Annotated in this window: 23 protein-coding genes; 11 read left to right on the top strand and 12 right to left on the bottom strand. The window is 68.5% G+C overall.

Features of this window, described 5'->3' with window-relative positions:
- Window positions 1–41 precede the first annotated feature (41 nt).
- Complete coding sequence (gene recG / locus ACO2RJ_RS03730) at window positions 42–2,144, bottom strand: ATP-dependent DNA helicase RecG (RefSeq protein WP_423266659.1); 2,103 nt, start codon at window positions 2,142–2,144, stop codon at window positions 42–44.
- 139 nt (window positions 2,145–2,283) lie between these two features.
- Here recG and ACO2RJ_RS03735 point away from each other — a divergent pair, with 139 nt between their 5' ends.
- Both ACO2RJ_RS03735 and mfd read left to right on the top strand, forming a co-directional pair.
- Entirely contained in the window at window positions 2,284–2,586 is a 303-nt protein-coding gene (locus tag ACO2RJ_RS03735) for a succinate dehydrogenase assembly factor 2 (RefSeq protein ID WP_423266660.1), read from the top strand.
- A gap of 155 nt (window positions 2,587–2,741) precedes the next feature.
- Entirely contained in the window at window positions 2,742–6,257 is a 3,516-nt protein-coding gene (mfd, locus tag ACO2RJ_RS03740; protein WP_423266661.1) for a transcription-repair coupling factor, read from the top strand.
- 89 nt (window positions 6,258–6,346) lie between these two features.
- Here the strand turns inward: mfd and ACO2RJ_RS03745 are convergent, their stop codons facing one another.
- The 3 genes from ACO2RJ_RS03745 to ACO2RJ_RS03755 all read right to left on the bottom strand — a co-directional run bounded on the left by ACO2RJ_RS03745 (window position 6,347) and on the right by ACO2RJ_RS03755 (window position 9,196).
- A complete protein-coding gene (locus ACO2RJ_RS03745) occupies window positions 6,347–6,493 on the bottom strand; it encodes an Rmf/CrpP family protein (RefSeq protein WP_423266662.1) in 147 nt (48 codons plus the stop codon).
- Between the two features lie 85 nt (window positions 6,494–6,578).
- On the bottom strand, window positions 6,579–7,247 hold the full coding sequence (locus ACO2RJ_RS03750) for a DsbA family oxidoreductase (protein ID WP_423266663.1): 669 nt from the start codon (window positions 7,245–7,247) through the stop codon (window positions 6,579–6,581).
- 101 nt (window positions 7,248–7,348) lie between these two features.
- On the bottom strand, window positions 7,349–9,196 hold the full coding sequence (locus ACO2RJ_RS03755; protein ID WP_423266664.1) for an extracellular solute-binding protein: 1,848 nt from the start codon (window positions 9,194–9,196) through the stop codon (window positions 7,349–7,351).
- A 228-nt stretch (window positions 9,197–9,424) separates the two neighbouring features.
- On the opposite strand from ACO2RJ_RS03755, the gene ACO2RJ_RS03760 reads away from it, so the two are divergent.
- The gene (locus ACO2RJ_RS03760; RefSeq protein ID WP_423266665.1) at window positions 9,425–10,210 is read left to right on the top strand and encodes an invasion associated locus B family protein; all 786 of its coding nucleotides are present in this window, start codon (window positions 9,425–9,427) and stop codon (window positions 10,208–10,210) included.
- Between the two features lie 129 nt (window positions 10,211–10,339).
- On the opposite strand, the gene hspQ is transcribed toward ACO2RJ_RS03760, so the two are convergent.
- The 3 genes from hspQ to ACO2RJ_RS03775 all read right to left on the bottom strand — a co-directional run bounded on the left by hspQ (window position 10,340) and on the right by ACO2RJ_RS03775 (window position 12,144).
- Entirely contained in the window at window positions 10,340–10,678 is a 339-nt protein-coding gene (hspQ, locus tag ACO2RJ_RS03765) for a heat shock protein HspQ (RefSeq protein WP_423266667.1), read from the bottom strand.
- Window positions 10,679–10,812: 134 nt separating this feature from the next.
- The gene (locus ACO2RJ_RS03770; RefSeq protein WP_423266669.1) at window positions 10,813–11,853 is read right to left on the bottom strand and encodes an HpcH/HpaI aldolase/citrate lyase family protein; all 1,041 of its coding nucleotides are present in this window, start codon (window positions 11,851–11,853) and stop codon (window positions 10,813–10,815) included.
- Window positions 11,854–11,961: 108 nt separating this feature from the next.
- Complete coding sequence (locus ACO2RJ_RS03775; RefSeq protein ID WP_423266670.1) at window positions 11,962–12,144, bottom strand: hypothetical protein; 183 nt, start codon at window positions 12,142–12,144, stop codon at window positions 11,962–11,964.
- Between the two features lie 216 nt (window positions 12,145–12,360).
- On the opposite strand from ACO2RJ_RS03775, the gene ACO2RJ_RS03780 reads away from it, so the two are divergent.
- Window positions 12,361–13,308, top strand: coding sequence for an AEC family transporter (locus tag ACO2RJ_RS03780; RefSeq protein WP_423266671.1), 948 nt, complete (start codon window positions 12,361–12,363; stop codon window positions 13,306–13,308).
- On the opposite strand, the gene ACO2RJ_RS03785 is transcribed toward ACO2RJ_RS03780, so the two are convergent.
- From ACO2RJ_RS03785 to ACO2RJ_RS03800, 4 genes are all read right to left on the bottom strand, one after another.
- Window positions 13,309–14,520, bottom strand: coding sequence for a YeeE/YedE thiosulfate transporter family protein (locus tag ACO2RJ_RS03785; RefSeq protein ID WP_423266672.1), 1,212 nt, complete (start codon window positions 14,518–14,520; stop codon window positions 13,309–13,311).
- A complete protein-coding gene (locus ACO2RJ_RS03790) occupies window positions 14,517–16,388 on the bottom strand; it encodes an ABC-F family ATP-binding cassette domain-containing protein (protein WP_423266673.1) in 1,872 nt (623 codons plus the stop codon). Before ACO2RJ_RS03790 ends, ACO2RJ_RS03785 begins: the two co-directional genes overlap by 4 nt.
- An 89-nt stretch (window positions 16,389–16,477) precedes the next feature.
- Complete coding sequence (locus ACO2RJ_RS03795) at window positions 16,478–17,659, bottom strand: zinc-dependent alcohol dehydrogenase (RefSeq protein WP_423266674.1); 1,182 nt, start codon at window positions 17,657–17,659, stop codon at window positions 16,478–16,480.
- A 930-nt stretch (window positions 17,660–18,589) separates the two neighbouring features.
- Window positions 18,590–19,489, bottom strand: coding sequence for a LysR substrate-binding domain-containing protein (locus ACO2RJ_RS03800; RefSeq protein WP_423266675.1), 900 nt, complete (start codon window positions 19,487–19,489; stop codon window positions 18,590–18,592).
- Between the two features lie 188 nt (window positions 19,490–19,677).
- Between ACO2RJ_RS03800 and ACO2RJ_RS03805 the strand changes: the two genes are divergently transcribed.
- Both ACO2RJ_RS03805 and ACO2RJ_RS03810 read left to right on the top strand, forming a co-directional pair.
- On the top strand, window positions 19,678–20,817 hold the full coding sequence (locus ACO2RJ_RS03805; RefSeq protein WP_423266676.1) for an epoxide hydrolase family protein: 1,140 nt from the start codon (window positions 19,678–19,680) through the stop codon (window positions 20,815–20,817).
- Between the two features lie 103 nt (window positions 20,818–20,920).
- A complete protein-coding gene (locus ACO2RJ_RS03810; RefSeq protein ID WP_423266677.1) occupies window positions 20,921–21,820 on the top strand; it encodes an alpha/beta fold hydrolase in 900 nt (299 codons plus the stop codon).
- Window positions 21,821–22,094: 274 nt separating this feature from the next.
- Here the strand turns inward: ACO2RJ_RS03810 and ACO2RJ_RS03815 are convergent, their stop codons facing one another.
- On the bottom strand, window positions 22,095–23,231 hold the full coding sequence (locus tag ACO2RJ_RS03815) for an alpha/beta hydrolase (RefSeq protein WP_423266678.1): 1,137 nt from the start codon (window positions 23,229–23,231) through the stop codon (window positions 22,095–22,097).
- A 294-nt stretch (window positions 23,232–23,525) separates the two neighbouring features.
- Between ACO2RJ_RS03815 and ACO2RJ_RS03820 the strand changes: the two genes are divergently transcribed.
- The 5 genes from ACO2RJ_RS03820 to ACO2RJ_RS03840 all read left to right on the top strand — a co-directional run bounded on the left by ACO2RJ_RS03820 (window position 23,526) and on the right by ACO2RJ_RS03840 (window position 26,352).
- A complete protein-coding gene (locus tag ACO2RJ_RS03820) occupies window positions 23,526–24,407 on the top strand; it encodes a helix-turn-helix transcriptional regulator (protein ID WP_423266679.1) in 882 nt (293 codons plus the stop codon).
- Window positions 24,408–24,615: 208 nt separating this feature from the next.
- Window positions 24,616–24,846 carry a hypothetical protein gene (locus tag ACO2RJ_RS03825; RefSeq protein ID WP_423266680.1) on the top strand — a complete coding sequence of 77 codons (231 nt, stop codon included), beginning with the start codon at window positions 24,616–24,618 and terminating at the stop codon, window positions 24,844–24,846.
- A gap of 48 nt (window positions 24,847–24,894) precedes the next feature.
- Window positions 24,895–25,161 carry a YARHG domain-containing protein gene (locus tag ACO2RJ_RS03830; RefSeq protein ID WP_423266682.1) on the top strand — a complete coding sequence of 89 codons (267 nt, stop codon included), beginning with the start codon at window positions 24,895–24,897 and terminating at the stop codon, window positions 25,159–25,161.
- 79 nt (window positions 25,162–25,240) lie between these two features.
- Window positions 25,241–25,756, top strand: a complete 516-nt coding sequence (locus ACO2RJ_RS03835) for a hypothetical protein (RefSeq protein WP_423266684.1) — start codon at window positions 25,241–25,243, stop codon at window positions 25,754–25,756.
- A gap of 80 nt (window positions 25,757–25,836) precedes the next feature.
- Window positions 25,837–26,352, top strand: a complete 516-nt coding sequence (locus ACO2RJ_RS03840; protein WP_423266685.1) for a hypothetical protein — start codon at window positions 25,837–25,839, stop codon at window positions 26,350–26,352.
- Window positions 26,353–26,383 lie beyond the last annotated feature (31 nt).

Here is a 26,383-nt window from a genome sequence, read left to right on the forward strand (position 1 = left end):
AGTCAAGCCTGACGAGGACGGGTTTCGTTTTCGGATGAGACTCATCCCGCCCGGAGCAGGCGCACCGCCGCGTCGCGCTCGAACAGATGCAGCAGCAGCCGGAGCGCCTGCCCGCGCGGGCTCGTCAGGTTCGGGTCCCGCGCGAGGATCAGGCCGGCGTCGGCGTGCGCCGTCTTCACCAACTCGCCATGCGCCTCGATCCGCGCGAGCCGGAACACGGCCTGGCCGCTCTGGCGGGCGCCCAGCACCTCGCCCTCGCCGCGCAGCTCGAGGTCCTTCTCGGCGATGACGAAGCCGTCCTCTGTGTCGCGCAGCGTCTCGAGCCGCGCCCTTGCGGTCTCGCCGAGCGGGCCCTTCCACATGAGCAGGCAGGTCGAGCGCCCGGCGCCGCGGCCGACGCGGCCGCGCAGCTGGTGGAGCTGGGCGAGGCCGAATCGCTCTGCATGCTCGATCACCATCACCGTCGCCTCGGGCACGTTGACGCCGACCTCGATCACCGTGGTCGCGACCAGCACGGGCGTCTCGCCGGAGACGAAGCGGGCGACCGCCGCGTCCTTCTCCGCGCCCTTCATCCGGCCGTGGACCAACCCGACGCGACCGGGAAACGCCTCCGCCAGCGCCGCGAAACGGTCCTCGGCGGCGGCGACGTCGAGCGTCTCCGACTGCTCGACCAGAGGGCACACCCAATAGACCCGGGCGCCGCCTTCCATCGCGCGGCCGATCGCGGCGATGGCCTCGCTGAGTCGGTCGAGGCTGACGAGGCGGGTGTCGATCGGCTGCCGGCCCGGCGGCTTCTCGTCGAGCGCGGAGTGGTCCATGTCGCCGAAGGCGGTGAGCACCAGGGTGCGCGGGATCGGCGTCGCCGTCATAACCAGGACGTCCACGGCCGCCCCCTTCTGGGCGAGCGCGAGCCGCTGGCGGACGCCGAACTTGTGCTGCTCGTCGACGATCGCGAGCGCGAGGTCGCGGAACGCGACGTCGTCGGAAAACAGCGCGTGGGTGCCGACCAGCAGGTCGATCTCTCCCGCGGCGAGCCGCTCGAGCAGGGAAGCGCGCTCGCGGCCCTTCTCACGGCCGGTGAGCAGCGCGACCGTGAGCCCGCCGGCGGCCGCGAGCGGCTCCAGCGTCGCAAGGTGCTGGCGGGCAAGGATTTCGGTCGGCGCCATGAGCGCGGCCTGCCGTCCCGCCTCGACGACCGTGGCGGCCGCAAGGAGCGCGACCACCGTCTTGCCCGAGCCGACGTCGCCCTGCAGCAGCCGGAGCATGCGGGTCTTCGCCGCGAGATCGGCGCGGATCGCCTCCACCGCGCGGGTCTGCGCGCCCGTCAGCGCGAAGGGCAGGGCGGCGACGATTCTCGCCGAAATCCGGCCGTCGCCGACGACGGAGCGGCCGCTCGCCCGGCGCATGTGAGCGCGCACGAGCTGGAGCGCGAGCTGGTTCGCGAGCAATTCGTCATAGGCGAGACGGGTCAGCGCCGGCCCTTCGGGGGCGACGTCCTCCGGCGTGGCCGGCTGATGGAGCGCGCGGAGCGAGGCTGCGAAGCTGTCGAACAGGCTGCGCTTCAGGAAAGCGTCGTCCTGCCACTCCGCGAGGTCGGGAACGCGCGCCAGGGCCGCCCGGGCGAATTTGGCGATCAGGCCATGGCTGAGCCCCTCGACCAGCGGATAGGTCGGCTCGACCGGCGGCAGATCTTTCAGCCCTTCTTCGTCGAGGATGTGGCTGGGATGGACCATCTGGACCATGCCGTCGAAGAGTTCAGGCGCTCCGGAGATCCAGCGCGCCGCGCCGACCGGCAAGATGCGCTCGAGATGCGCCTGCGACGCCCGGAAGAACACCAGCGTCATCGCGCCGGTCTCGTCGGAGACGACGACGCGATAGGGCGCTCGGGGGCTGCGGCCCGGCTGGTGGCGCTCCACGACGACGCCGACCGTCGCGACTTCGCCCGGCGTCAGCTCGGCTATCTTGGGCCGCGCGCGGCGGTCTACGGCGCCGGTCGGGGCGTGCAGCAGCAGGTCGATCACGCGCGGCCCGCCGCCAGACGGATTTGCGCCGAGCAGCCGGCCAAGCGCCTTCGCCGCCTTCGACCCGACGCCGGGCAGGGAGGTCGCTTCGGCGAACAGCGGGTCGAGGCGGGAGTCGCGCATGGGGCGGCCAAGGAAGAACGCCGGCGCTCCCGACGCAAGCCCGCCCGCGCGTTCTCCGGGAAGACCAGGAGGGAAGGCGCGGCTGACATCGCGCGGCGGGGCTGCTAGGAGACGGTCCCGATCCCATCTGCGCGACGTCATGACCGGATCCACCCGCACCAGCGAGGGCCTCGACCCCCGGCGCCGCCGCGCGCTCTACCGTTCCTGGCGGCGGGGCACGCGCGAGATGGACCTGTTGATGGGCCGCTTCGCCGACGCGGAGATCGACCGCCTCGACGACGCCGAGCTGGAGATCTTCGAGGCGCTCGTCGAGGCGCCCGACCGTGATCTTTTCGCCTGGCTGACCCACGCGGTCGAAACGCCCCCCGCTTACGACACCGCGATCTTTCGCCGCCTCAAGGCGTTCCACGAGGCTTTTCCGACGACGGAGCACATCGGCTGACGCGGCGTTTCTCGTCGCCGTCCTGAGCCGCGACCTATATACGCCGCCGTTCCCGAACGATCGGTCCGCCAAGTCCTCTGGCCGTCGCCGCTCCGGTGTCGGGCCTAAGGCCGGAACCGACGGCGGCGGCTCATGCGCTCAAGATCACAAGACAGATGACTCTCAAGCTCGACGCCCTTCTTTCTCCGCAGCCCGCCACCGTCGCCAACGTCCCGGACGGGTTCGACGCGCTGATCGTCGCCGACCTCGCGCGCGCGCTGGTCGGACGTAAATACGACGCCGCGGGCGTCGTGCACGTCGCCCGCGACGGTTCGCGGCTCGCGGCCATGGAGCGGGCGCTCGCCTTCGTGGCGCCGGATGTGGAGCGGCTGACGTTCCCGGCGTGGGACTGCCAACCCTACGATCGCGTCTCGCCCAACGCGGCGGTCGTCGCGGCGCGCACGACGGCGCTTGCGCGCATCGTCGCCACGCGCGGCGGCGACAAGCCCCGGGTGGTGCTCACGACCGTCAACGCCGCGCTTCAGCGCGTCGCGACGCCGGAGCACGTCGCGCGCCAAAGCTTTTCGGCCGCGCCCGGCAACGTGGTCGATCTCAAGGCCCTCACCGAGTGGCTCGAGGTCAACGGCTTCACGCGCTCGTCCACGGTGCGCGACTACGGCGAGTACGCGATCCGTGGCGGAATCGTGGACCTGTTTCCGGCCGGCCACGCCGAGCCGATCCGCCTTGATTTCTTTGGCGACACGCTGGAATCGATCCGGCCGTTCGATCCGGAGACCCAGCGCTCCACGGGCCAGCACCGATCGCTCGACCTTGTCCCGATGTCGGAGATCCAACTCACCTCCGAAACCATCCGCCGCTTTCGCCAAGCCTACGCGGCGACCTTCGGCGCGCCCGGCCGCGACGACCAGCTCTATTCCGCGATCAGCGAAGGCCGGCGCTACCCCGGCATGGAACACTGGCTGCCGCTGTTCCATGACGGGCTTTCGACGCTGTTCGACCATCTGCCGGACGCGCGTTTCGTTCTGGACCCTCAGGCCGACGACGCCGCCGGCGAACGCCTTGCCCAGATCGCCGACTATTACGACGCCCGCGCCGAGGCGCTGAAACACGACCGATCAGGCAGCGTCTACAAGCCGCTCAAGCCCAGCGCGCTCTATCTCGCGCCGTCCGAATGGCGCGACCGCCTGGAGGACGCAGCGCAGATCCGACTCACTCCCTTCGCGCTTCCGGAAGGGCAGGGCGGCCGGACGCTCGACGGAGGCGCCCGCGCCGGCCGCACCTTCGCGAGCGAACGCGCGGACGAGAGCGCCAACGTGTTCGACGCGGTCGTCGCTCACATCCGGGAGCTGATCGCAGACAAGAAGCGCGTGCTGGTCGCCGCCTGGAGCGAGGGCGCGCGCGACCGGCTCGGCACGGTGCTCGCCGACCACGGTCTCGCCGCCACGCGCTTCGTCGCCAACTGGCGCGACGCGATGGCGCTGACGCCGGACGCGGTCGCGCTCGGCGTGTTCGGAATCGAGCAGGGGTTCGAGACCGATGACGTCGCGGTCGTCGCCGAGCAGGATATCCTCGGCGACCGGCTCGTGCGCGCCGGCCAGAAGAAGCGCAAGCGCGCCCAGAACTATCTGACGGAAGCGGCGGGCCTCGCGGCGGGCGATCTCGTCGTGCATGTCGACCACGGCATCGGCCGGTTCGTCGGCCTCAGGACCATCGAGGCCGCCGGCGCGCCGCATGACTGTGTCGAGCTGCATTACGCCGACAGGGCGAAGCTCTTTTTGCCCGTCGAGAACATCGAACTGCTGACCCGCTACGGCTCCGAGGACGCCGAGGCCCAACTGGACAAGCTCGGCGGCGTCGGCTGGCAGGGCCGCAAAGCGAAGCTCAAGAACCGCATCCGCGAGATGGCGGGCGAGCTCATCAAGATCGCCGCGGCGCGCATGACCAAGGAGGCGCCGCGCAGCCTGCCGCCGGAGGGACTCTACGACGAGTTCGCCGCCCGCTTCGCCTTCGACGAGACCGAAGACCAGCAGGCGGCGATCGACGCCGTGCTCGACGATCTCGCGGCGGGGCGTCCGATGGATCGGCTGGTCTGTGGCGACGTCGGTTTCGGCAAGACGGAAGTCGCGCTGCGCGCGGCCTTCGTCGTGGCGATGTCGGGCCGTCAGGTCGCCGTGGTGGTCCCGACCACGCTGCTCTCCCGCCAGCATTACAAGACGTTCGCCGAACGCTTCCGCGGCCTCCCGCTGAAAGTGGGCCACGCCTCGCGCTTCGTCTCCGCCAAGGAGCTGAGCGAGACCAAGAAAGGCCTCGCTTCGGGCGACGTCGATATCGTGGTCGGAACCCACGCGCTGCTCGGCAAGGGGATCGACTTCAGGGATCTCGGCCTGGTCATCGTCGACGAAGAGCAGCATTTCGGCGTCGGCCACAAGGAGCGGCTGAAAGCCCTTCGCGCCGAAGTGCACGTGCTGACGCTGTCGGCGACCCCGATCCCGCGCACGCTGCAGCTCGCCATGACCGGCGTGCGCGAGCTGTCAATGATCGCGACGCCTCCTGTCGACCGGCTCGCGGTGCGCAGCTTCGTGGCGCCGTTCGATCCGCTGATCGTGCGCGAGGCGTTGCTGCGCGAGCGCTATCGATCCGGGCAGTCGTTCTTCGTCTGCCCGCGGATCGAGGATATCGCGGACGCCCGCCGCTTCCTCGAAAGCGAGGTGCCGGAGGTGAAGCTCGCGGTCGCCCACGGCCAGATGGCCGCCGGCGAGCTCGAGACGGTGATGACCGACTTCTACGAGGGCCGCTACGACGTGCTGCTCTCAACCGCGATCGTGGAGTCGGGGCTCGACATCCCGAACGCCAACACGCTGATCGTCTACAAGGCCGACATGTTCGGCCTCGCCGCTCTCTACCAGCTTCGCGGCCGCGTCGGACGCGCCAAGACGCGCGCTTATGCGCTGTTCACCGTGCCGGCGAACAAGGCCATCACGGCCAACGCCGAGCGGCGGCTCAAGGTGCTGCAGTCGCTCGAGGGTCTTGGCGCAGGCTTCCAGCTGGCGTCGCACGATCTCGACATCCGCGGAGCCGGCAACCTGCTCGGCGAGGAGCAGTCCGGCCATATCCGCGAGGTCGGCTACGAGCTCTACCAGCAGATGCTGGCGGACGCCGTCGAGACGCTGAAGGAGGGCGGCGCCCAGGCCGCGCCGGACCAGTGGTCGCCGCAGATCACGCTCGGCGCGCCGGTGATGATCCCGGAGGAGTATGTCGGCGACCTCGCGGTGCGACTGTCGCTCTATCGTCGCCTCGCCGAAATCGACGATGACGAGACGCTGGACTCCTTCGCGGCCGAACTCGTCGACCGCTTCGGCCCGTCGCCGACCGAGGTCAAGCAACTGCTGGAGATCGCCGCGATCAAGGCGCTTTGCCGCCGCGCGAACGTGGAGAAGATCGACGCCGGTCCGAAGGGCGTCGTGCTGTCGTTCCGCGACAACTCCTTCGCGAACCCCGACGGCCTCGTCATGCACATTGCGCGCGAGGAGGGTCCGAACGCCAAGGTGCGGCCGGACATGAAGGTCGTGTTCAGGAGGGAGTGGCCGAGCGCGCAGGCCCGCCTCAAGGGAGCGGCGCAGCTGCTGCGCGAACTTGTGAAGATCGCCGAGGCCCCCAGGAAGGCGGCCTGATCGGCTGTGGACGGTCCCGAGCCGTCCTCCTTTGCTTATCGCCTCAGCCCTCTCCCCATGGGGAGAGGGCTCGGCGGACCGGCCGGCGGTCAGTCCGGCGAGTTGTGCTCGCGGCGGGCGTCGAAATAGCCCTTCAGCCAGGCGTCGCGCCGGAAGGCGTCCTTGTACGGGCAACGCCGCGGCTCAATTCCCGCGGCGTAAGCGTCGCGGCCTTCTTGTTCAACTGCGGTCGCCATAGCGCCCTCCCATGTTTCGCGCTCTGCATATAGGGATCGCGATCGATTGGCGACGGGCATCGGCGAGCCGGCGCCGAAAAGGCGCTCAGGAGTCCTCCGTCGCATCATCCTCGTCGCCGAGGGCCCGGTCGATCGCCTCGACCAGCACCTCCGGCGGATGAGCGCCCATCACCACGAGCTTGTTCTCGAAAATGAAGCACGGCACGCCCTCGACGCCGATGGCGCGGGCGCGCTCGACCTCGTCGCGCACCGCCTCGACGTCCTCGTCGCTGTCGAGTCGGTCGCGCAGCGTTTCCCAGTCGAGGCCCGCGTCGTCGGCAGCGCGGGCGATCACGTCGCGCTCCGAGATGTCCTCGCCGTCGGTGAAATAGGCCTCGAACAGGCGCTCGATCAGCGCGCTCTGTCCGATCGGGCCTTCCTCCGCGGCCCAGCGGATCGCGCGGTGCGCGTCGACCGTGTTGGGAGACCGCTCGATGTCGGAGAACACGAAGGCGATTCCTTCGTCGCGGCCGATGGCGGCGAGTTGGTCCTGCATGGCGCGGACTCGCGATACGTCCCCGAACTTCGTTTCGAGATAGTCGGCGCGGTCGAGCCCCTCGGGCGGGATCGACGGATCGAGCTGATAGGCGCGCCAGCGCACGGTGGCCTCGACGTCCGGCCGCGCGGCGAGCGCGGCTTCCAGACGCCGCTTGCCGACCCAGCACCAGGGGCAGACGGGGTCCGCGAAAACGTCGATGACGAGCGGTGCGGACATAGGGTCAGCTTTCGAGAAGAGATCGACAAGCCGCCGATATGGGCTTCGGAGCGCCCGCTGTGAACCCGGCGGCGACCGCGGGGAGAAACAGACGGCGCCGATCAGCCGGCGTGGTCCGACGCCCGCCACCAAGTTTCGAGCATCGGCCCGAACAGCGGCGTGGTCTCAGGCCGCGCCAGCGTCTTCCAGCGCGCGATCCACTTCTCCTTCACGTGGAACAGCGGCACCACGTAGAAGCCGGACAGCAGCACCCGGTCGAGCGCGCGCACGGCGGAGATGAATTCCGGCCGTTCGCGCGCGACGAGCAGCGCGTCGATCATCGCGTCCACCGCCGGCTGCTTCACGCCCATGTAGTTGCGCTCGCCCGGCGTGTCGGCGGCCGAGACGCCCCAGAACTTCCGCTGCTCGAGTCCGGGGGACAGCGAAGAGTACCAATTGTAGATGATCATGTCGAAGTCGTAGGTCTGCAGCCGCCTCAGCGCCTGGATGCTGTCCACCAGCCGCACGGTCGCGCGGACGCCAGCGCGCTCCAGCCCTCGCGCGAAGGCGAGCGACAGCCGCTCGTCGTCCTTGGTCCAGACCAAGATTTCGAAACGAAACGCCTCGTCGGTCGCGACGCTGCGCAAATCGCCGTTCCGCACCTTCCAGCCGCCGGTCTCCAGCAACGCCAGCGCCTCCTTGAGCAGGCCCCTGTCGCGCCCCGAGCCGTCGGCGCTCGGCGGGCTCCAGCGCCCCTCCAGCACGTCGTCGCGCACGACGCCGGGGAATTTCGCGAGCAGTGCGCGCTCCCGATCGTCGGCCGGCAAGCCGGCGGAGGCGAGCTCCGAGCCCTCGAAGTAGCTCCGCGTCCGTGCAGTCCCGCCGCCGAACATGTTGCGGTCGATCCATTCGTAATCGAACAGGAAGCCGAGCGCCTCCCGCACGCGGACGTCCGCGAATTGCGGTTTGCGGGTATTGAAAACGAAGCCGTTCATGCCCGAGGGCAGCCCGGAGGCGAAGCTTTCCCTCACGATGTCGCCGCGACGCACCGCCGGAATGTCGTAGCCGGTCGTCCATCGAACGGGATCGCCTTCGATCCGCACGTCGATCAGGCCTTTCTTGAAGGCCTCGAACATGGCGTTCGCATCGCGGTAGTAGTCGTAGCGGATCTCGTCGAAATTGTTCAGACCGCGGTTCACCGCGAGGTCCTTACCCCAATAGTCGGGGTCGCGGCGGAAGGTCACCGAACGACCCGGCTCGACGCCGCTTATGATGTAAGGGCCGGTGCCGATCAGCGGCTTGAAAGTCGTCTGCTCGAAGCTCGCAACGTTGATCGCGTGCGCCGGAAGCACCGGCATCAGCCCGAGGATGAGAGGAAGCTCCCGGTCCTCGCCGCTTCCGAGTTCGAAGCGGATGGTGCGATCGTCCTCGACCACGGCCGCCGCCACCCGGCGGTAGTTCGAGCGAAACGTCGGGTGCCCATGGTCGCGAAGCAGTTCAAAGGTGAACAGAACGTCGTCGGCCAGGACCGGCTCGCCATCGGAGAATTTGGCCCGGGGGTCCAGCCGGAAGACGACCCGGCTGCGGTCGTCCGGCAGGTCCAGCGCCTCGGCGACCAACCCATAGAGAGAAAACGGCTCGTCATAGCTCCGCGCAAGGAGGCTCTCATAGACGTAGCCGCGCAGTCCCTGCGCCTGGGCGCCCTTGTAGGCGTACGAGTTGAGCGTGTCGAAGCCGCCCAGCCAGCCATAGGTCAGGCGGCCGCCCTTGGGAGCGTCGGGCCGGGCGTAGGGAAGGGAAGGGAAATCGGGGGCAAGCGCGGGCTCGCCATGCATGGCCACGCCGTGACGCCAGAGCGGCTCGCTGTCGGCGCGCGACCGCGCGGCCGACAGCGCCAAGGCGAGTCCCGGCAGAGCCGCGAGCGCGCTGCGACGGGTCAGGAGGGGGCGGCGTCGCGACAGGGTCGCCATGGACGTCAACTGGCCGACCTGAAGCCCGATTCGCAAATCACGGAAAAGAGCGTAACACAGCCTGCGCGCGTCTGGCGTGCCCGCTGACCGGACGCGACCCCGCGCCTTCACGAAATATGTCACTCTGTCGCCGCATTTGCTCGACAGACACGCGGACTTCGGTTTCGTAGCGGTCCGGCGTCGCAGCGCTGCGCGATGCGCATTCGGTTAACACCTTGCGCGACGGACGTGACCGGATCCGTCGTCCCGAACGACAAGAAGGAACGCTTCATGGAACTGGGTAAGTTCGCCCGCCTTGCCGTCATCGCGGCGACCGCCGGTCTCGTCGCCGGACCTGCTCTGGCTCAGCAGAAGCCGGATGCGGCGAAACCCGCAGAGGCCGCGCCGGCCCCCGCCGCGCCGGCAGGCGGCGCCGCTCCCGCGGAAGGCGGCGACAAGGCCGCGGCGGCTCAGCCGAACTGGGTCAAGATCTGCAACACCGATCCGACCGTCAAGAAGGAGGTCTGCCTGATCTCCCGCGACGTGCGGACCGACACGGGTCAGAATGTGGCCTCCGTCGCGATCAGGCAGATCACGGGCGAGAACAAGCGCTTCTTCCTCGCCGCCGTGCCGCCCGGACTGCTCATCCAGCCGGGCGTGCGGATCGCGGTCGATCAGAACACGCCGGCCACCGGCAAATACTCGATCTGCTTCCCGAACGCCTGCTACGCCGAGGTCGAGATCAACGACGCCTTCTTCAAGAACATGCAGAAGGGCAACAATCTCGTCGTTCAGGCGATGAACCAGCAGGCCAAGACGATCAATTTCCCGGTCAGCCTTGGGGGCTTCTCGAAGGCGGTGGAGGGTCCGGCGATGGACCGCAAGGCCTTCGCCGACAGCCGTAAGGAGTTGAACGAGGGCCTGAATCGACGCGCCCAGGAAGCCAAGGACAAGCTGCAGGTTCCAAGCGGCGCCCAGCAGCCCGACGATGGCGGGGCCGCGCCAGGCGGCAAGGCGCAGGTTCCGGCGCGCTAAGCGCGCATTGGACCACCGCTCCACCTGATGTGGAAAAGCCCGGGACCTCGTCCCGGGCTTTTTTATAGTGACAGCGCCGAGCAGGGGCGACGGCGCGGACGGCCTCGCCGTCCTCAGTAACTGGCGCCCTCAGTGACGGGCGCCCTCCAGAGCGCGGTAGCCGCCCTCGGGGGTCCGCTCGAACATCTCGTCGATCTGGGGGTGCCGCAGCGGGTCGCCGGAGGTGTCCGGGATCAGGTTCTGTTCCGAGACGTAGGCCACGTACTCGCTTTCCGAATTCTCGGCGAGCAGGTGATAGAAGGGCTGGTCCCGCACGGGACGCACGTCCTCCGGAATCGCCTCCCACCACTCCTCAGTGTTCGAAAACGTCGGGTCGACGTCGAAGATCACCCCGCGGAAGGGGTAGACGCGGTGGCGCACGACGTCGCCGATCATGAACTTGGCCAAGCGTGGCGCGGACGGGGACATGGGGCCTTTACGATTCGGTGCGGCGCGCGACATGAGCGGGGCGCTCCTCCGCTGTCAAACGGCCGCGACGGATCGGACCGCGTCCCTGCGCCAGTACGTCGCTGACGTCGCGGCGGATTTCAGGCGCCGCTGCGTCAGAATCCGTACCGGGCCGCGGCCTCCGGTTCGCGCTCGGCGATCTGCTTCGCCAGGTCCACGATCACCTTGGCCTGTTTCCAGGTGGCGTCGTCCTGCATCTTGCCGTCGAGCATGACGGCGCCCGTGCCGTCCGGCATGGCCTCGACGATGCGCTTGGCGAAGGCCACCTCGTCCACGTCCGGCGAAAACACCTTCTTGGCGATCTCAACCTGACTGGGGTGCAGCGTCCAGGCGCCGACGCAGCCCATCAGGAAGGCGTTGCGGAACTGCGCCTCGCAGGCTTCCGAATCGGAGAAGTCGCCGAACGGGCCATAGAACGGCTTGATGCCGTTCGCAGCGCACGCGTCGACCATCTTGGCGATCGTGTAGTGCCAGAGATCCTGCTGATAGAAGGCGCGCGCATCGTCTCCGCTCTTGTCCGTCAGCACGCCGTAGCCGGGATGCCCGCCGCCGACGCGGGTCGTCTTCATCCGGCGCGAGGCCGCAAGGTCCGCGGGACCGAGGCTCATGCCATGCATGCGCGGGCTCGCGCAGGCGATCTCCTCGACGTTCATGACGCCTTGCGCGGTCTCGAGGATGGCGTGGATCATAATCGGCCGCGCGATCTCGTGGCGCGCCTCGAGCTGGGCGAGCAGCCGGTCGAGATAGTGGACGTCCCACGATCCCTCGACTTTGGGCAGCATGATCACGTCCAGCTTCGAGCCGACCGCGCCGACGATCTCGATGACGTCGTCGAGCGCCCACGGACTGTCGAGGGCGTTCATGCGGATCCAGAGGCCGGCGGCGCCGAAGTCGTTCGCTCTGGCCATTTCGATGAAGCCCGCACGCGCCGCCTCCTTGGCGTCGGCCGGCACGGCGTCCTCGAGATTGCCCAGCACGACGTCCACCTGGGCGGCGAGCGCTCCGGCGCGGGCGCGGATCTTCTCGACGTGGGGCGGCACGAAATGGATCATGCGCTCAACGCGCACGGGCGGCTCGCGGAACGGGGCCGGCGCGCCGAGCGCAAGAGGACGGTAATAGGCGCTCGGAACGATCATGTCGGGAAGCCTCGGGGCAATCGCAGCGGAAGTCGCCGGGACAATTCGCGGGGCCATGCTGCGGCGCAAGACGTCTTTCGTCGCAGCGCGTCGCCGCGACGTCCTCCCTCAGTCCAGAAGCTCGATGTTCAGCGCCGCCTCGCCGAGGGCCGTTACGCCCCAGCCGTCCGCCGACAGCTCCACCAAGCCCTTGCCGCGCAGACCCTCGAGCGTGCGCTTCTCGACCACCGTGTCTTCAGGCGAAGCCAACAGTTCGAGAGTTTGCCGTTCGTCCGGGCCGAGATCATACATCGCTTGCTCCTAGCAGGCCGCGCGATCTCAACGGACCATGCCCTCCCGTGTTCCGACCGTCGACGTTCCGAGGTCTGAACGGTGAACCAAGCGTAACGATCGGGGCCGCGATGCGTCGCTCCGCGTCGACACCCCGCGCGAAAAGCGGTAGGCGGGACGCGTCGCGGCCATGTCGCGCTAGTCTCCCCTCCACCATTCTCGGACCGATCGCGCCGCATGACCGACGTCGTTGGCCTCGCCATGCCGTTCTTCGGCCTGATCTTCCTCGGCTTCCTGTGCGGAAGGCTGGCGAACCAGGACGAGCGGGGCCTCGAGTGGTTCAACATCTACATCATCTATGTGGCGGTCCCGGCGCTGTACTTCGTGCTGATCTCGCAGACCCCGTTCGAGGAGCTCGCCAATGTGGGCTTCGTCGCAATCACCACGGCGAGCACGCTGACGGCGTTCCTGATCTCGCTCGGCGTCGGCCTGTACGCCAGCCGCGGAAACCTGCCGGAGGCGACGATTCAGGCCGCGGCAGGCAGCTACTCCAATGTCGGCTATATGGGACCCGGGCTGACGCTGGCCGCGCTCGGATCAGCGGCGGCGGCGCCGACCGCGCTGATCTTCGTCTTCGACTGCGTGCTGCTGTTCACGCTGGTCCCGTTCCTGATGTCGATGTCAAGTCGGAGCGAGGGTCTAGCCGCGACGGCCCTGCTGGTCGCCAGACGGGTCGCGTTCCACCCCTTCAACATCGCGACGCTGATCGGCGGCCTCGCGGCCTATTTCCACTACATCCCGCCTAAGCCGCTTCTTCAGATGGTGACGCTGCTGAGCGGCTCCGCCGCGCCCTGCGCGCTGTTCATGCTGGGCGTGACGGTGGCCCTGCGACCGATCCGGCGCGTGCCGGCTGAGCTGCCGGCGCTGTTGGGCGTGAAGCTCCTGCTCCACCCGCTGATCGTCTATTGCGCATTGACGGCGGTCGGCGGCTTCGATCCCGTCTGGGTCGCGACCGCCGTCCTCATGGCGTCGCTTCCGCCGGCGCTGAACGTCTTTGTCATGGCGAGCCAGTACCGCACCTATGTCGAGCGCGCCTCCAGCACGATCCTCATCGGCACCGTCGCCTCGGTGGTCACGGTGACCGGCCTGCTCGCGCTCATCGTCGGCGGCCACCTGACGCCCTGATCAGCCTTCGGGACCGACCAGGTCCGGGCCGGGGTGGGTGACCGCCGCACGGCGGTCGAGCTTCAGCGCCGCCACGACGCCAAGTGACGCGAACAGCAGGAAGACCCAGCCGGACGCCGCCCCGATCGCGACGCCGGCGATCGCCTCGCCGGTGACGGCTCCAAGCGACGTCATCGCGCCCCAGCCCAGCATCAGGCCGCCGACGATCATTTCGGCCATGTCGCGCGCGGTGAACAGCGCCAGGGTGAAACGGCCGGAGGCGAGCGCGCAGGCGAAGGCGCCGACCACGAAGCCCGCCACGATGACGACATGCTCCGTCAGGCCGAAGCCGTCGGGCAGCGGCACCACGATGCCGCCTATGCCGGCGTCGAGCTCCGGCATCGCGGCGGGCGCCCATCCGACCGCCGTCGCGAGCCAGCGGGCGACGGTCGCGCATTCCGCGATCAGGCCGAGCGGCTGTCCGGCGGCGTAGCTCGCGGCGACGAGCGCCCCGAGAAGGCCGCCGGCGACCGAGGCCGGCCAGGGCTCCACCAGGACGCGGATCGACATCGGCCGCGGATCGGGGCCGCGCCGGGGACGAAATCGCCACAGCGCCGCCGCGCAGGCGGCGAGCGCGGCGATCTGGAGCCCGAGCGCGCCCGCCAGCCCGACCCATTCCGGCAGCCACGGCGAGGCGGCGGGGGCGATCGCCGTCCGGTAGGCCCAAGGCCACATCGCGATCCCGGCGACGAAGCCGGCGAATGTCGCGAGCAGCGCGGGCACGGCCACCAGCGAGCCTTCTCCGAGGCGGCGCAGATGCACCATCACGCCGCCGCGGGCGACGACCGAGCCGACGCCGAAGACGAAGGCCGAAATCGGCAGCAGCCAGCCGACATGGCCGATCCGCGCGTTCACAGGCGGTCCCGACGCGCCAAGCAGCGCGAGGCAGCCCAGCGTCAGCACGGCGGCGACGGCGAGCGCCGAGAGAAAGCCCAGCAGCTGACCGGAGTCGCGCAGCATCAGGAGGTCGCGCCAGGCCCGCACCAGCGACAGCTCGCCGCGCTGCAGGGCGACGCCGAAGACCAGACCTGCGACAAGCGGCCAGGCCCGTTGCCCGAACCCGCCGTCGACGGCCGCAAGCGCCGCGGCGGCGGCGGCGCCGACGGCCAGAACCGAAAGTCCCGCGACGGGTCGCGGGACGGAGAGCGCCTTTATGAAAAGCGGCCGCGTCACGCGGCGGCGGCTCCTTCGAGGTCGGCGGTGGCCGCGAGCCAGGTCTCCTCAGCCTCGCTGAGCGCGGCGGCGAACTCGGCGCGGCGGCGGCCGAGCTCGGCGGCTTTCTGCGGCTTGTCCGGAAAGCCCCGTCCGGCTGCGAGCTCGGCGTCGATGCGGCCGATCTCGCTCTCGCACTGGCCGATCACTTCCTCGAGCGATGCGATCTTCTTCTTGAGCGCGCCGGGGTCGACGCGCTTTCCCTCCGCGGCCTCCGCCGACTTGCCCGTGCCGCCGCCCGGCTTCTTCGAGGCGCGGCCCTGGCCTTCGGCCGACAGAATGTAGCGGCGGTAGTCGTCGAGATCGCCGTCGAAGGCCGACACGCCGCCGTCGCCGACGACCCACAGCCGGTCGGCGGTGGCGTCGAGCAGATGGCGGTCATGGCTGATCAGGATCACCGCGCCGGAAAACTCGTTCAGCGCCTGGGCGAGGCTCTCGCGGCTGTCGATGTCGAGGTGGTTGGTCGGCTCGTCGAGGATCAGCAGATGCGGGCCGTTGAAGACCGCGAGGCCGAAGGCGAGGCGCGCCTTCTCGCCGCCGGACATCTTGCCGACGACGGTGTTCGCGCGGTCGCCGGGAAACCCGATCCGCGCCACCCGGCCGCGCACCTGGGCGTCGCTCGCCGCCGGCATCTTCTGGCGGATGTGGTCGTAAGGAGTGGCGTCGACGTCGAGATCCTCGACCTGATGCTGGGCGAAGAAGCCGACGAGAATCTTCTCCGACTTGTTCACCCGTCCGGCCTGCGTTCCCAGCCGCCCGGCGAGCAGCTTGGCGAAGGTCGACTTGCCGTTGCCGTTCGAGCCCAGCAGCGCGATGCGGTCGTCGGGGTCGATGCGCAGCGACAGCTTGTGCAGGATCGTGCGCTCGCCATAGCCGACGGACACGCCGTCGAGCGCGATCAGCGGCGGCGCCAGCTCCCTCTCCGGCTCCGGAATCTCGAACGGCGTCACCGTGCGCTCGATGACGGCGGAGATCGGCTGCATTTTGGCCAGCCGCTTGACGCGCGACTGGGCCTGGGTGGCCTTGGACGCCTTGGCCTTGAAGCGGGCGATGAACGCCTCCAACCGCGCCCGCTCGTCAGCCTGCGCCTTCTGCGCCTTCAGGTCGAGCGACAGCTTCTCGCGCCGCATGCGGTCGAACTGGTCGTAATTGCCCTTCCAGAGATTAAGCTTGCCGTTCTCGAAGTGCAGGATGTGATCGACGGACGCGTTCAGCAGGTCGCGGTCATGGCTGATCACCAGCACGCTGCGGGGGTATTTCGCGAGATACTCCTGCAGCCACAGCGTGCCTTCGAGGTCGAGGTGATTGGTGGGCTCATCGAGCAGCAGGAGGTCGGGCTCGGAGAACAGCACGGCCGCGAGCGCGACGCGCATGCGCCAGCCGCCGGAGAAGTCGGAGCAGGGGCGCTTCTGCGCCTCGTCGTCGAAGCCGAGGCCGGACAGGATCCGCGCCGCCCGCGACGGCGCCTCATAGGCGTCGATGTCGATCAGCCTCGTCACGATGTCCGAGATGCGGTCGGGGTCGGTCGCGGTCTCGACCTCCGCCATCAGCACCGCGCGCTCGAGGTCGGCGGCGAGCACCACGTCGATCAGCGCCTCCGGGCCGGACGGGGCCTCCTGGGCGACGCGGCCGAGGCGGGTGCCCTTCGGAATGCCGACCGAGCCGTCGTCCGGCTGCAGGTCGCCGGCGATCAGCTTGAACAAAGTGGTCTTGCCGGTGCCGTTGCGCCCGACGACGCCGACGCGCGCGCCGTCCGGCAAGGCGACGGTCGACTTGTCGATCAGCACGCGGCCCGCGACGCGGCAGGTGAGGTCGTTCACATGGATCATGCGCCGTCTTGTGCCGCGCGTTGTGCGGCGCGGCAAGAGGGACGCGCGCCGTCAGGGGGCGGAAACCGCTCCGGACGGCGCGCCGCGGCTCAGCCGTGCGGCTTCAGCACCACCTTGGTGCAGCCGTCCTGCTTGTCGCGGAACGTCTTGTAGAGCTCCGGGCCGTCTTCGAGCGAGGTGGTGCGGTGGCTGATGATGAAGGAGGGGTCGACCTCGCCCTTTTCAATCCGCTCGAGCAGCGGCTTCATGTAGCGCAGCATGTGGGTCTGGCCGGTCTTCAGCGTCAGCCCCTTGTTCATGAAGATTCCGAGCGCGACCGGGCCGGCCATGCCGGCGTAGACCCCCGGCATCGAGACCACGCCGCCAGGACGGCAGGCGAGGAACGCCTGGTTGAGCGCGAAGGGCCGCTCCATGCTCACCGTCGCCGCCAGCACCGCGGAGGACACCTTCTGCGCCAGCGTGTCGGCGCCGTGCGCCTCCATGCCGACCGCCTCGATGACCGCGTCCGGGCCCTTGCCCCCGGTCATCTCCATGATCTGCTCCTGCACGGTCTCCTCGCCGAAATCGATCGTCTCGGCGCCGGCCTGCCGCGCCAGCGCGAGCCGCTCGGGCACCGTGTCGATCGAGATCACCCGCTCCGCGCCCAACAGGAAGCAGGAGGTCACGGCGAGCACCCCGACCGGCCCCGCGCCCCAGATCGCGATCGTCTCGCCGCCCGTGATCCCGCAATTCTCGGCGGCCTGATAGGCGGTCGGGAAGATGTCGGACAGGAACAGCACCTGCTCGTCGCTCAACCCTTCCGGGATCACCAGCGGGCCGACGTCGGCGAAGGGCACGCGGAGATACTCCGCCTGGCCGCCGGCGTAGCCGCCGGTGATGTGCGAGAAGCCGAACAGGCCCGCCAGCGGATAGCCGAACTGCTCCGCCTGCATCTTGCCGTTCGGGTTGGTGCGCTCGCAGCAGCTCCAATTGCCCCATTTGCACTGCCGGCATTCGCCGCAGGACATCGTGAAGGGCACCACCACTCGGTCGCCGACCTTGAGCCGCGACGCCGCGGCCCGGCCGACCTCGACGACCTCGCCCATCGTCTCGTGCCCGAGCACGTCGCCGCGCTCCATGGTCGGCATGAAGCCGCCCATCAGATGCAGGTCCGAACCGCAGATCGCGCAGGCCGTCACCTTGATCACGACGTCGCGGTCGTCCTCGATCCGCGGATCGGGCACGCTGTCGCAGCGGATATCGCCCTTGCCGTGCCAGGCCAACGCTTTCATGAAAAAACTCCCAGATGTGCGAGAGAGCCGCGCGCGGAGCGGGCGGCTCGGTGGTGTCATGATCCCGCAACCGTCGCCGTCGGGCTTTCGTTCCGTGGACGCGAACCGTCTCGGCCGGGGCCCGCAGGCCCGCCGCCGTCGACCGCGGCCGGGGGAGGGCGCGCGGAAACGCCCGCACGGCGCGGGGCGCGCCTGCGGCGAAAAAGGTCGGACGGATGATACAGGGTGGGGAAGGGCGCGGGACGCCGGGCCACCTGTCATGCCGTAGTCTTCGGCGGAACCGGTCGCCCGGCGTCCCCGCGCGCGGCGGCTTTGCGTCTGCTGCGGACGAAGTCTCGGACGCTCATGGCCGTCCCGGCCCCCGGCGGCAGCGCCGCCCTTGGGGGCCTCGGGCGCCGGACGGGCGTTCCGGCCTTTGGAGCCGGACCCCCGATCGACGCCGCCACGCGAACCTACGCCGCAAAAGGCGCGCCCCGTCTTAATGCGGGGCGGTTCTCTTCACGCGCGGAGCAAGCGCCGCCCTCGAAGAGGAGACGCGCGAGCCCCGCGGGCGCCACAGCCCAACGTCCCGGGACGGAGACATCCGGTCATCCCCGCCGCAGGCGCCGCTCCTCCCCCGCATGGCCGGCCGGTCCGGACACGCCTTCCTGACGGGGAAGGATGCGCAGAGGAGAGCATGGAGGGGGGAGGGGTGTCAAGGAATTTATTCCGTGCAGCGGGGCGGGCTAGCGGCTTTCGACCCATTGCGGAACTCGCGCGGGCCGCTGATGGGCTGTCGGGGAGTCGCCCGTTCGCTCTCTTGGGATCGCCCCAAAGGCTGGCGATGTTTGATGTCATTTGCGACGCAAAATATTAGACGAATTTGTGAATGGTGGGTCGCCACTCCTATTAGCGCCCTACCGATCACGGAACTTCTTACTGCCGGTATGCTCACATTTCGCGGGCTCGAGCTCTAAATTGGTCGCTGAGATAGTCGACGAAACAACGCACCCTTGCAGGCGTGTGCGCCCCGCCGACGAAGACCGCGTGAACCTCCTCGCCGTCGCCAGGATTGAACGCTTCAAGGAGCGGCACAAGCTGGCCGGCGGCGATCGCCGGTTCGACCGTCTCGGCGCAGACCCGAGCGATTCCAATGCCCTCGGCGGCGAGCTGGCCTTCCGTCTCGCCGTTGTTCGTTTCTATCCTGCCTCTTATCGGCAACGCGTAGTCGCGCCCGTCCTTCCGGAAAGGCCAAGTCGGGGCCGCACGCTTGAAATTGAACGCGATACAGTCATGCGCGTGCAGGTCCTCGGGGACTGCGGGGCGTCCCCGGCGGGCCAGATAGGTCGGAGAGGCGACGATCACCTTGTGCGTCTCGCCAAGCTTGCGGGCTGTAAGCGGGCCATCAGGCAGCGGTCCCAGCCGAATTGCGACGTCCGCCTGGCCCGCCGCGATGTCTACGACAGCGTCGGTCGAGATCACCTCGAGCAGAATTGACGGGTACTTCTGCATGAAGTCCCGCAAGAGCGGCACAACGAACAGCCTCCCGAACAGCTGTGAAATGCTCAGGCGCAGGCGTCCTTTGGGCGAGTTTTGGTCGGCGATCGACTGCTCGGTTTCCCGAAGATCCGCGAGGATCCGCCGGGCGGAAGACAGGTAGGTCATTCCCTCCGGGGTCAGCGTCAACGATCGCGTCGTACGCAACAGCAGACGGATCCCCAGCCGAGCTTCGATCCGGTCGACGACGCGCGCGACGGATGACGGGGCGAGCCGCAGCCGACGTCCGGCCGCCGAAAAGCTGCCTTCCTCGGCCACAAGCGTGAAAACCTCAAGGTCGCCTGCAAGGTCCATCTCGCCTGCTTATGCGTTCTGCGCAAAGATGTTGGGCAGCTTCTCCGTATAGACGTGTCAGACTGTGTCGTCCATCTTTGCGACAGATAACCTGATGATGTCGCTGCCATGAGGATGCATCGCACTCGCCGGTCGTGGCCACGTCGAGGGCCGTCTGCACTGCACGGCGCGCCATCGAGGAGAGGACTATGGTTTCGCCTTTTGTGGTCCACGTGCCCGACGAACGGCTGGCCGCCATCATGGCGAAAGTGGATGCCTATGACTGGAGCCAGCTGCCCGACGCAGGCGGATGGAACTCAGGCGTCGGGATCGCTGACCTCAAGCGCCTCGTGGCGTATTGGCGGGACAGCTACGACTGGCGCGCGGTCGAGCGACGCCTCAACGATCTTCCCAACTTCACGACCGACATCGAGGGCGAGCGCATTCATTTCGTCCATGTGAAGGGCGACGGGACCAAGCCGCCCGTCCTTCTCCTTCACGGTTGGCCCGGCTCATTTCTCGAGTTTGAACAGCTCCTGGAGCCGCTGGCCGCCGACGGACATGATGTCGTCGTGCCCTCGCTTCCGGGCTTCGCCTTCTCGAAGCCAATCACCGGGGTGATCGGACCGCGCCGCGCCGCTGAACTCATGCTTGGGCTGATGGTCCGGCTGTTCGGCGAAACGCGTTACGTCGTCCAGGGCGGCGACTGGGGCGCGCACATCGCCAGCTGGATGGCCTGCACGCAGCCGGACGCGCTGCTCGGCTTCCACATCAACATGGTGAGCATCTTCGCAGAGGACGCCGTTCCGACGACCCCCGACGAAGCGGAGCACTTCTCCCGCCGCGATGAGATCTTCGATTGGGAGACAGGCTACAATCACGAGCAGGAGACGCGTCCCCAGACGCTCGGCGTCGCCATGGCCGACAGCCCCGTCGGCGCCGCCGCCTGGATACTCGAGAAGTTCGGGGCGTGGGCCGATCTTCCTCCTGCCGCCGATGGCGGTCCGGACATCTGGAGCAAGTTCTCGGAAGAGGAACTGCTCACCAACATCATGCTCTACGTCGCGCCGTCAGCCGTCGTCACGGCGACGTGGATTTATCACGGCAAGCGCCTCGAAGGATCGGACAGGTTTCCCGCGGGGACGCGCATTCGGGCGCCGATGGGGGTCGCGGCGTTCCCCGACCCCGTGTTTATCCCGACGCCTCGCTCCTTCGTCGAAAAGACCTACGACGTCGTCCACTGGACTGACATGGCCTCGGGAGGGCACTTCGCCGCCTGGGAGCAACCGGAGCTGATGCTGGCTGATCTTCGGGCGTTTATCGCCAAAGTGATGGGAGACGGCGCCTGAAGCCGGAGACCGCTGTCGCCGAGGCCCCGCGCAGACCTCCGTTTAGACACGCTGCCTGCATCTTCTGAGCCTGCGCTCGGCGCACATCCAGGAATGGCCCGCGATGGACGAGCAGCCGATACGAAGCGTTGAGACCGACGCCCTGCGGATCGCCTATGTCGAGCGCGGTCCTGCGACTGGATGGCCGGTGATCCTGTCGCACGGCTTTCCATACGACATCCATGCCTTCGACGACGTGGCTGCGATCCTGTCCGAGGCGGGAGCAAGGGTCATCACCCCGTATGCGCGGGGATTTGGCCCGACCCGGTTTGCCTCTGAAACCGCCATGCGGAGCGGGCAGCAGGCGGCTCGGGGTCGCGACATCATCCAGCTCGCCGACGCGCTTGAGCTGCGACGTCCGATCTTGGGTGGGTTCGACTGGGGAGGCAACGCATCCTGCGTCGCCGCCGCGCTCTGGCCGGAGCGGATCGGCGGACTTGTCTCGTATGCGAGCTACGACATCATCGATGTGACCGGGCAACAGCGCGCCGTCGCCCCATCGCTCGAGCGCGTCTTTTGGTATCAGCATCTCTTTCAGACCGAGCGCGGCCGCGCATGTCTTGCTGAGCACCGCCGCGATCTCTGCGAGCTGCTATGGAAGAGCTGGTCGCCCAGTTGGAACTTCGACGAGGCGACTTTCGCCCGGTCGGCGGCGTCCTTCGACAATCCCGATTTCGTGGATGTCGTCATTCACTGCTACCGGAGCTCATTTGGCCTTGAGTCCGGCGATCCAGCGCTTGAATCGCTCGAAGATCGCCTGAAACAGAAGCCTGAAATCAAAACGCCCGCGGTATCGATCGACGGCGCGAGAGACCCGCTCAAACCTGGGGGGACGGCGGAGCAGGCCCGGATGTTCGTCGGTCTGCACGAGCACCGCGTCGTCGATGCGGGACATAATCTGCCGCAGGAGGCGCCCGAGGCTTTTGCGAGCGCCATCGCGAAGGTGCGCGAATGGCTGATCTGACCCGGACATTCGGTCAGCGCCCCTCTGAGCGCCCCGTTTCAGGGAAGGGCCGAATGGCGGCTGATGGCGCCGAGCCGCAACCTCGTCGGGGCGGTCGCGCGTCAACCGCGGCGCAAAAAACCCTGCGCCGCGCGTGGCGCGGGAAGGGCTCGTCGGCGGAAGGATCGGGAACCGCCGCCGGGGCGAGACGGTCGCCGAAGGCCGGGCGCAGCCCCGCACGAGCGCTGCGCCCGGAAGGTCCGCCCGAGACCCGCGGGCGGACCTCAGGCGTCGGTTACTTCACGATCCAGTCCGGCCGGCGCGCCGCGTAGCCGTCGAGCCGGTTCTTCGCCAGGAACTTGTCCAGGAGCCCCGCGACCTTTTCGTTGTCGAGATCCGCGAACGGAATGTGGGTGCTGCCCCAGAGCTTGGCGTCGCGGCCGAGCACGAGGACCCGAGCGTTGCCGCCATACCTGTTGATCAGCTTGGCGGCGAGCCGCGACTGCTGGAGGAAGCGGTCGGTCTCGGGCCTGTTGTCGCCCCAGACGAACTGGATCGCCGCCAGCCTGGCGAGCTTCTTGAAGTCCTTCAGCGGAACGTGGATCGGACCGAAGGCGCAGGCCGGCCCCGGATCCGTGCAGGCCGGAGGGGATTCCGAGACGCCCTCCGGGAACACGTAGCCGATGCTCTCATAGGTGACGATGCCGGCGATGTTCTTCTTCTCGGCCTTGGTCGTGGTCACCATGGCGCGCAGGCCGCCCGCGGAATTGGTGAGGTAGACGATCTGGTCGCCGAGCTTGCCCGAATCCGCGGCGACCGCCGCCGCGTCGGTCTGGAGCTGGATGTTGGCGCCGGTGTCGAACTCGTCATAGCGGGCGCGGGTCGCCTGGTTCCAGGCCTCCGCGCTCGTGGTGGGGAACTGCACGCCGGGATGCCAGTCGCCCGGCTTCGGATAGCCGGAGGGCGCCGTCGGGCCGAACAGCCAGGCGGTGAAATTGCCCTGGTCGCGGTAGGCCGGCACGTAGTTGATCGGCTCGCAGCTCCAGTTGGCGCGGCCGACGCGGGGCCCGTCCCAGAGATAGACGGGGTAGTCGCGGCGCAGGAATTTGTCCTTGTAGCCTTCGCCGCCGTCCCAGCGGTTCTGCCAGCCCTGCGGGCTCGAGCTGTGCCACATCACGAGGCTGGTCTCGCGGGGACGCCACGGCATGAAATACTCCATGTAGCCGTGGTCGCAGGACAGGGTCCGGCCCGGATTCTCCGGATCCGTGATCACCTTGCCGCCGATCGCGAACCCGCCCGACCGCCAGAGCTTGATCGCGGTCGTCCTCTCCTGGGCCGAGGCCGGGGCCGCCGCGCCCAGCAGCAGCAAGGCGCCGGCGGCGAGGCCGAAACCTATGCGTCGGCCGACAGTTAAACTTTTCTTCTTGTCCACTGCGCTTCCTCCGATTGCAACGGCGCGTCTTTGCACGTTTTTTATTGCTGACTGCGCGCCGCCGAAAACAACGCTAGGGATAGACACGAGCGAGAACTACAACGATCGTGCTCATCCGAGCATGATCCTGCCGGCGCCCGACGTTTTGCGTTGCGCCGGCGAGCCCGCTCCGGCGGCCTGCGGCGCCCGTTTCGGCGCCTCCGGCACGACCGATCATTACGGCGCGTCAGACTGAACCGACGGAAAGCCCGGGCCGATCGGCCTTCGCCTGAACACGCGGACGCCGAGAGGCCGATGAAAGCGGAGCGGATCCAGTACAGTCTGCAGGGGCGGCGCGTGCCGTTCTTCGCCGCCCCCGAGCTCGCGAGCGCCGCGCTCGCCTGGACCGGCTTCGCCTTCGAGGAGGCCGAGGGCCCGGGCGAGCCGCTGCCGGCGCACGCCTGGGCGAAGACGACCCTGCTCTACGTCACCGGCGGCGAGGCCTCGCTGCGTTGGCGCCACCGCGGCGTCTGGAACGCCGACGCGCTTGCCCCCGGGACCGTGTCCGTCATCCGGCGCGACGCCGAGATCCAGAACGCCGTGCCGGACGGCGCGATCACCATGATGGTGCTGCAGCTCGACGCCGCCCGGCTGGAGACGCTGGCCGGCGACGAGGTGCTGGCGATCGAGCGCTCTCTCGACTCCGCGCGGGTGACGCAGGACCCCCAGCTCGCAGCCCTGCTCGGCGCCATGCGGGCCGAGGTCCACGGCGGCTGCCGCTCCGGCCGGCTCTACGCGGAGTCGATCTCGACCGCGCTGCTCGCCTACCTCGCTGCGCGCTACGCGACCCCCGCCGCCCGCGACCGCGAGGCGGGCCTGTCGCCGGCCGAGATGCGCCGCCTCGTCGGCTACATCCGCGACAACCTCGCCGGCGACATCTCCGTGACGGAGCTCGCCGGCCTCGCCCGGATCAGCCCGTCGCGCTTCGCCCGCGTCTTCAAGGCCGCCTTCGGCATGACGCCCTACCAGTTCGTCCTGCGCGAGCGCGTCGCGATGGCGAAGCGCCTGTTCGCCACCACAAACCTGTCGGCGAGCCAGGTCGCGACCGAGTTCGGCTTCTCCAGCCAGAGCCACTTCGCCAAGGTGTTCCGCCAGTTCGCCGGCGTCTCGCCGAAGCAGTACAAGACTGGCGTGTAACGCCACATCTGGTGAGGCGCTCGCGCCGAGAGTGCGTCGACCGCGCTTCGACATGCGATGCGTGACGCTCACGGCGATCGGCCGCATATTGGTATACGCGTTTATACTTAGGTTGTAAGTCTACGAACGTCTTGTCAATAAATGCGACTCCCAGAAATGAAAGCATGTATTAATATTTCTGGTTCGTGCTCTTAGATTAGGCCTTGGCGTGTTCAAGTTTCTCGTGGCGGCGTTTGTGTTGTTGCCGTTACAGTGCGCCGCCGCCAAAGCGCCGAGCCGGATCTGCGTCGACAAAGTCAAGGCGCTCTGCGGCGCCAGGACTGTGACGACATGCTTCGTCTATTCGTCGTCCTGGCAGTCGGTCGACGAGCGTTGCCTGCAGGATGTCGAGCTCATGATCGAGCTCGAAAAGACCGGCCCGCGCCGGCCTGCACGTTAGGCGCGCTCGTGACGCCTGCGCCTCGGACCGTCTCATCAAGGATTGCACATGCTGCGCGTCGCCGTCGCCGTCTCGGCCGTTCTCCTGACCTCGCCGGCCTTCGCGAAGTTCCCCTGCGACGAACTCTGGGGCGAGCGAAACGCGGTCTATTTCGAGGCCGGCTACTGCTTCAAGACCGACCGCGCCATCCGCGCCTTCGGGCTGAACGAGGGCTGCCGCTACACCAACATCCAGGACGTCCCGCTCTCGGCGCGCGACCGCAAGAAGATCGCGGAGATCCAGGACCAGGAACGCGCCAACAATTGCCCGCGCTGACGCCGCCCCCATGCGGCGTGTCCGCGGCTCCACGGCGGGCGGGTCGCCGCGCCGACCGACGGCCCACATGCAGGACCACATGGCTGACCGACTAGCCCTCGCCGGAGCGCTCGCAGGCGCGGCTGCCGCCTGCGCGCTCGCCCTTCCGGCCGGCGCCGCCGCGCAGGCCGCGGCGAGCCCGTTCGGCTTCGTCGTGCAGGTGTCGCTGTCGCCCAAGGCGCTCGCGAAGCTGTCGGCGATCTCGGAGAGCGTGACGGTGAGCTCGTTCTACCACGGCAAAGCGTCAAAGAAGCCGACGGCCGCCGACATCACGCGCGCTGAGGCGGACGGCGAGGAGCCCGGCCAGATCGAACTGCCGGGCGACACGGTGACGATGCCGGCCGTGGGCGGCGTCGCGAATATGCCGGCGCGCGGCGTCACGGCGGCGGACGCCGCCGCCTACGGCCGCAATCCCGTCCACGTGAACGTCAACGTCTTCTCGGCGCGGAAGGCGGCGGAGGACAATCTGCTCGACTGCGACCTGTTCGACGATCGGCTCGCCGTCGCCCGGGCGAAGCCCGTCATCATCACCTGCCGCCTGATCGGCGAGAACTGACGACGCGACGCGGCGGCTCGCGCCGCGCCGCCCATACCCATGCCGGCGCCGATGCGCCGTCCACGTTCGGGGGAACGAACATGCGTAAAACCTTGCTCCTCGGAGCGCTCGCCGCGGCGGCCCTGGCCTGTGCGCCGCACGCGGCCGGCGCTCAGGGAATGGACGAGCGCTGCTCCAAGATCGTCGACGCGCTGTGCGTCGACGTCACTGTTGGCCAGTGCTTCAGGAAGAACGACATCTGGGACTACATCCCGCAGAAATGCACAGGCGACGTCCAGAGCATGGTGGAGATGGATCGCGAGGCGCGCCAACAGCAGCGTGACGATCGGCGCCGGGACAAGGTCAGCGAGAGGCGAAGCGAAGGGCCGAGCTTCTCCTGCGGCGGCGTGCTGCGCAGCCGGCCGTCCATGAACGCGAGCAAGGTCGCGAGCGTCGCCGAAGGCCAGCAGTTCGACAGCGTCGAGGACGCCGGCGTCTGGTTCAACGAGTACAAATGGTATCGCGTCCGCTACGGCGACGTCGAAGGCTACCAGTGGGGCGGGATCTTCTGGACCCAGGGCGGCCGCGAGGGAACCATCCCGAGCTGCAACGGCTGATCCCCGTCCATCCGGACCGATGACTTCGACG

This window comes from Hansschlegelia sp. KR7-227 (genome assembly GCF_049446035.1).
In the GTDB taxonomy this organism is placed as follows: domain Bacteria; phylum Pseudomonadota; class Alphaproteobacteria; order Rhizobiales; family Methylopilaceae; genus Methylopila.